The organism is Acidimicrobiales bacterium, assembly GCA_035316325.1.
Taxonomy (GTDB): Bacteria; Actinomycetota; Acidimicrobiia; order Acidimicrobiales; family VFJN01; genus DASXTK01.
Map to the genome: position 1 here is coordinate 1 of DATHJB010000236.1, position 5,224 is coordinate 5,224.

General features: G+C 72.9%; 5 protein-coding genes. All 5 read right to left on the reverse strand.

What is annotated here, in order from left to right; translation table 11 throughout:
• Genes VK611_30360 through mmsA form a run of 5 tightly spaced genes read right to left on the reverse strand, consistent with a single transcriptional unit; the run spans position 1 to position 5,129 of the window.
• On the reverse strand, positions 1–750 hold the full coding sequence (locus VK611_30360) for an SDR family oxidoreductase (GenBank protein HMG45672.1): 750 nt from the start codon (positions 748–750) through the stop codon (positions 1–3).
• Entirely contained in the window at positions 747–1,502 is a 756-nt protein-coding gene (locus tag VK611_30365; GenBank protein ID HMG45673.1) for an enoyl-CoA hydratase/isomerase family protein, read from the reverse strand. Before VK611_30365 ends, VK611_30360 begins: the two co-directional genes overlap by 4 nt.
• Positions 1,503–1,510: 8 nt before the next feature.
• The gene (locus tag VK611_30370) at positions 1,511–2,500 is read right to left on the reverse strand and encodes an acyl-CoA dehydrogenase family protein (protein ID HMG45674.1); all 990 of its coding nucleotides are present in this window, start codon (positions 2,498–2,500) and stop codon (positions 1,511–1,513) included.
• Entirely contained in the window at positions 2,497–3,672 is a 1,176-nt protein-coding gene (locus VK611_30375; GenBank protein ID HMG45675.1) for an acyl-CoA dehydrogenase family protein, read from the reverse strand. Before VK611_30375 ends, VK611_30370 begins: the two co-directional genes overlap by 4 nt.
• Entirely contained in the window at positions 3,669–5,129 is a 1,461-nt protein-coding gene (gene mmsA, locus VK611_30380; protein HMG45676.1) for a CoA-acylating methylmalonate-semialdehyde dehydrogenase, read from the reverse strand. Before mmsA ends, VK611_30375 begins: the two co-directional genes overlap by 4 nt.
• Positions 5,130–5,224: the final 95 nt, after the last annotated feature.

Genomic DNA, 5,224 nt, shown 5'->3' on the forward strand with positions numbered 1-5,224 from the left:
CTACGCCCCCATGCCGAGGCCGCCGTCGATGGGGATCACCGCTCCGGTGACGTAGGAGGCGTCGTCGTGGAGCAGGGCGGCCACGACGTGGGCCAGCTCGTCGGGGCGACCGAAGCGGCCGACGGGGACCATGCTCTCCACCTGGGCGCGGTCGGTCAGCGACATCTGGTCGAGCATCTCGGTCTCGAAGCCCCCGGGCAGGACGCAGTTCACGGTGATGCCTCGCCGGGCGGTGGCGCGGGCCAGTGAGCGGGTGAGGCCGATCAGGCCCGACTTCGCGGCGGCGTAGTGCAGTTGGAACGCGCTGCCCATCACCGCGGTGACCGAGGAGACGTTGACGATGCGGCCGAAGCGCTGGCGCCGCATCGGTTCGAGGACGGCCTGCGTCATGTGGAAGGCGGTCGACAGGTTGGCGCGCAGGCTGCGCTCCCATCCGTCGGGGGTGATCTCGGCGACGAGCCGCTCGTCCAGCGAGCCGGCGTTGTTCACCAGGTGGTCGATGCGGCCGTACCTCGTGAAGACGGACCCGCTCAGCGCGGTGCACGCCTCCGGCTCGCTGACGTCGGCCCGCCGGACGTCGAGCAACGCCGGAGTCTCCACGCCGTGCTGCAGCTTCGCGGCGGCCTCGTCGTCGCTGCGGTAGACCGCGACCACCCGGACGCCCTGGGCGTTGAGCCGAGTCGCGACCGCGGCGCCCAGGCCGCGGGTGCCGCCCGTCACGATGGCGACGCGTGGGGTCGACCCGGTCACGTCGAATCCTTGCGGCGACCGAGCGCCTCCACCGCGGCACGGTGCTCGTCGGTGTCGAAGCTCCGGTCCTCGCCGGCCAGGGCCCGCTCGAAGACGACCCGGGCGGCTGCGGCGACGTAGGCGTCGAGACAGCGCTTCGTCTCCCTCACGGCGAAGGCCGGAAGAGCGGCGATGCGCTCGGCGAGAGCGATGGCCACTGCGAGCACATCGGGACGGGGCACGATCCGATGGACGAGCCCGAGGCGATGGGCCTCCTGGGCCGGCAGCCGGTCGCCGGTGAGGAGGTAGGCGCGCGCCGCGGCCAGGCCGGCCACGAGCGGCCAGAGCACCGCTCCCCCGTCGCCGGGGACGAGCCCGAGGGCGACGTGGGGGTCGGCGAGGTGGGTGTCCTCCGCCATGACGACGATGTCGCACAGCAGGGCCAGCGTGCAGCCGGCGCCGACGGCCGGCCCGTTGATCGCGGCGACGACCGGGACCGACAGCGTGGTCAGCAGGTGGAAGATGTCCCGGCCCTGGCCCAGCACGTCGCGCCGCAGGCCGACGTCGTCGCCCATCGCCCGGATGAGGTCGAGGTCGCCGCCGGCGCTGAAGGCCCGTCCGCTCCCGGTGAGCACGACGGCGCGAACCTCCTCGTCGGCCGCGACGGCTCGGAGCGCCGCGAGGAGGGCTGCGTGCAGGTCCTCGTCGACCGCGTTCAGGGTCGCCGGCCGGTCGAGCGTCAGGATCCGGACCGCGCCACCGTCGGTCCGCACGGGTGGGCTCACAGCTCCACCAGCCGTGGCGCGGTTCCACTGGCGACCAGGTGCCGACCGACGATCGGTGCGAGGTCGGAGGCGCTGCCGAGGAGCCGGTCGAGCACCACCACTCGCTTCATGAGGCGCTGGTACGGGTGCTCGGCGGTGAAGCCGATGCCGGCCAGCACCTGCTGGCAGTGCTTCACGGTGACCTCGCAGGCCTGGCTGGTGACGAGCTTCGCCGTCGCTGCCGCCAGCCCGGGGTCGTCGCTGTCCCATGCCGCCTGGGCCGCGGCCTCGGCCGCGGACACGGCGACGTAGGCCTCGGCCAGCCGGTGACGCACCGCCTGGAACGTGCCGACGAGCTGCCCGAACTGGGCCCGCTCGCGGGCGTGGACGAGGGCGAGCGCGAGCATGGCGCCCAGCGCCCCGCAGATCTGATGGCTGAGGGCACGCCGGCCCGTAGCCTCGGCCACCGACCACCACGCCGACGCCGCCGCGTCACGCGCCAGGACCTCGGCACCGCCACCGTCGACGTGGGCCCGGACGCGGGCGACGTGCAGATCCGGATCGAGGCCCCGGGCGGCGACCACCGAGACGCCCCCGGACACCACGCGGAACAGGGCGACGGCGCCACTCGGCTCGGTCGCCGCGACCACGAGCCACTCGAGGTCGCGTCGGGCTCCGATGCAGAGGCCGTCGACGGTGACGGCGCCGCCGGAGGCACGGCCGGCGGTCGCGGCCCGCGGCGGGGGCACAACGACGGCGACCGAGCGAGGATCCAAGTCGGCCCCGAGCGCCTCGATGCGGGCGGCGAGCACGTCGTGGAACGCGGCCGACCACACGCCCAGGCGGCCCTGCGCCACGAACACGCTGGGGACGGCGACCTCGGGTGCGCTGTCGAGCAGCTCGATCCAGCCGAAGCCGTCGAGGGCGTCGGTCAGCTCCGGCCCGTCGTGACGCGACGCCATCGTCTCGACCGCTGCCTCGAGAAGCTCGATCTCGTCGAGGTTCATCGGCCCGGCCGGGGCAGGTCGAGGACGCGGCCGGCGATGATGTCGCGCTGGATCTCGCTCGTGCCGCCGTAGATCGTGGCGGCCCGGGAGTACAGCCACTCCTTGCGGAACCGGTCGGCTCGAGACGTGTCGTCGAGCTCGACCGATCCGGCGAGGATCAGCCGGCTGGCGTCGAAGACGGCCTGGTCGGCGGCCGCGATGAGGATCTTGTCGACCGACGAGTCAGGCCCGCTGACGTTGCCCTCGGCGAACCGGTGCTGCGTGAGCCGGGAGCGGGCCCGCAGCGCGAACACCGCGGCGAAGGCCTTGCCGAGCAGGCGTTCCGCCTCGTGGTCGCCGGGCTCGACGAGCGTCGCGACCTCACCCAGGTGGTGGAGCAGCCAGCCCCCTCGTTGCCAGAAGATGGGGCCGCGTTCGCAGGCGAGGATGTGCTGGGCAACCTCCCAGCCCTGGCCTCGGGCGCCCAGCATGCTCCAGGTGGGGACGCGGACGTTGTCGAAGAAGGTCTCGCAGAACTCGTCGACGTCGGCCATCGTGTCGAGCGGCCGCACGTGCAGCCCCGGCGAGCCCATGTCGACGAAGAACGCGGTGATGCCCCGGGACCCGGACTCGGGCCCTTCGGTCCGGGCGAGCACGATGCAGTGCGAGGCATGGTGGGCCCAGCTCGTCCAGAGCTTCTGGCCGCTGATCACCCAGTCGTCGCCATCCGGTCGGGCGGTGGTGCGCAATGAGCCGAGGTCACTGCCGGCATCGGGCTCCGAGAAGCCCTGGCACCACAGGTCGTCCCCGCGCAGCAGCGGCGGCAAGGCGGCAGCGGCCAGCGCCGAGTCGGCGAAGCGCACGACCGCGGGCGCGAGCACCTCGGGCATCGAGTAGGCGGCGCTGTGCACCAGGCCGCGCCCGGTGAGCTCCTCGCCGAGCACGGCTCGGAACAGCGGCGTGCCTCCGAGCCCCCCGACGTCCTCCGGCCAACCCCAACGCATCCAGCCGGCGTCGAACAGCAGCCGTTGCACCTGGCGCTGGTGGGCGAGCAGCTGCTCGGTGGTGCCGTGGTCGGGGTAGTCGGGGGTCAGCTCGTCGAGGTGCTCGTCGATCCAGTCGGTGAGCCGGGCGCGGAACCAGAGGGTCGCCTGGCCATCGCGCGTCGCGTCCGCCAAGGCGGCGCGGGTCATGGCCACCGTTCGACGACCACCTTGGTCTGGGTGAAGAACTCGATCGCGTGGTGGCCGTGGGCGTGGAGGTCGCCGAAGAAGCTGTCGCCCCAGCCGCTGAAGGGGAACGAGGCCATCGGCTGGGCCACACCCACGTTGATGCCGACGTTGCCGACCTGCGCCTCGTAGCGGAACCGGCGGGCCGCCTGGCCGCTGCTCGTGAACAGGCAGGCCATGTTCCCGAAGCTGCCGCCGTTGACGAGCCGGATCGCCTCGTCCAGGTCACGGGCTCGGGTTATGCCGAGCACCGGGCCGAAGACCTCGGTCGTCGCCAGCGTGCTGGCCGGGGCGACCCCGTCGAGCACGGTGGCACCGACGAAGAAGCCGCCGTGGCCGCCGTCCACCACAGCCTTGCGCCCGTCGACGACGAGGCGCGCTCCCTCGTCGGCACCGACGCCGATCAGGCCCTCGACGCGGGCCCGGCTCGCCTCGGTGATGACCGGGCCGAGGTCCACGCCGTCGTCGACGCCGTTCCCGAGTTTCCGCGAGGCCGCGAGGGCCGCGATCGCGTCGACGAACCCGTCGCTCGCGGCGCCGACCACGATGGCGGAGCCACCGGCGAGGCAACGCTGCCCGGCGTTGCCGAAGGCGCTCTCGGCGGCGATCTTGGCCACCGGGAGGCTGGGCGCGTCGGGGAGCACCACCAGCGAGTTCTTGGCGCCGCCCTGGGCCTGGGCACGCTTGCCGCCGGCTGCGGCCCGGGCGTAGACGGCACGGGCCGCAGGGGTCGACCCCACGAAGCTGACGGCCCGCACGTCCGGATGGTCGATGAGCAGCTCGGCGGTCGCGGCGTCGCCGTGGACGAGGCCGACCACGCCGGGCGGCAGACCGAGCTCGTGGAGGATCTCGAACAGCAGCCCCGCGGTGCGGGGCGTGCGCTCCGAGGCCTTGAGGACGAAGGGGTTGCCGCAGGCGATGGCGTAGGGCAGGAACCAGCACGGGATCATGAGCGGGAAGTTGAACGGCACGATGCCGACGCAGACCCCTACCGGCTGGCGGATCATTGCCTCGTCCACGCCGTGGGCAATGTCCTCGGCGAAACGACCCTGGAGCAGCGCCGGCGTGCCGCAGGCCATGTCCACGTTGTCGATGGCTCGGCGCACCTCCCCCCTGGCCTCGGCGAGCACCTTCCCGTGCTCCTCGGTGATCGACCGTGCAAGGTCCTCGACCCGAGGCTCGAGCAGGGCCTTGAGCCGGAACAGGTACTGAGCCCGGTCGTTGGGTGGCACCCGTCGCCACACTCGCGCGGCCTCGGAGGCCGATCTGATCGCCGCCGCCACGTCGTCGGCGTTGCTGGCGCGCACCCAGGCGACGACGTCACCCGTCGCCGGGTTCCAGACGTCGGCCGTGGCCGAGCCCGAGCAGGCCCGCCAGGCGCCACCGACGTAGTTCCTCAGCTCGTCACGCCCAGTTGGCATACACTGTTCTCCCCTCAAGGTCATATGACTGTACCAAGGAGCTCGCGGACAGCGCGTCGCAGCAGCTTCCCGGTGTCCGTGTAGGGCAGCTCGTC

Coding starts and splice junctions, on each gene's coding strand:
- VK611_30370 (HMG45674.1), bottom strand. CDS start 2,500: ATGAACCTCGACGAGATCGAGCTTCTCGAGGCAGCGGTCGAGACGATG.
- VK611_30375 (HMG45675.1), bottom strand. CDS start 3,672: ATGACCCGCGCCGCCTTGGCGGACGCGACGCGCGATGGCCAGGCGACC.
- mmsA (HMG45676.1), bottom strand. CDS start 5,129: ATGCCAACTGGGCGTGACGAGCTGAGGAACTACGTCGGTGGCGCCTGG.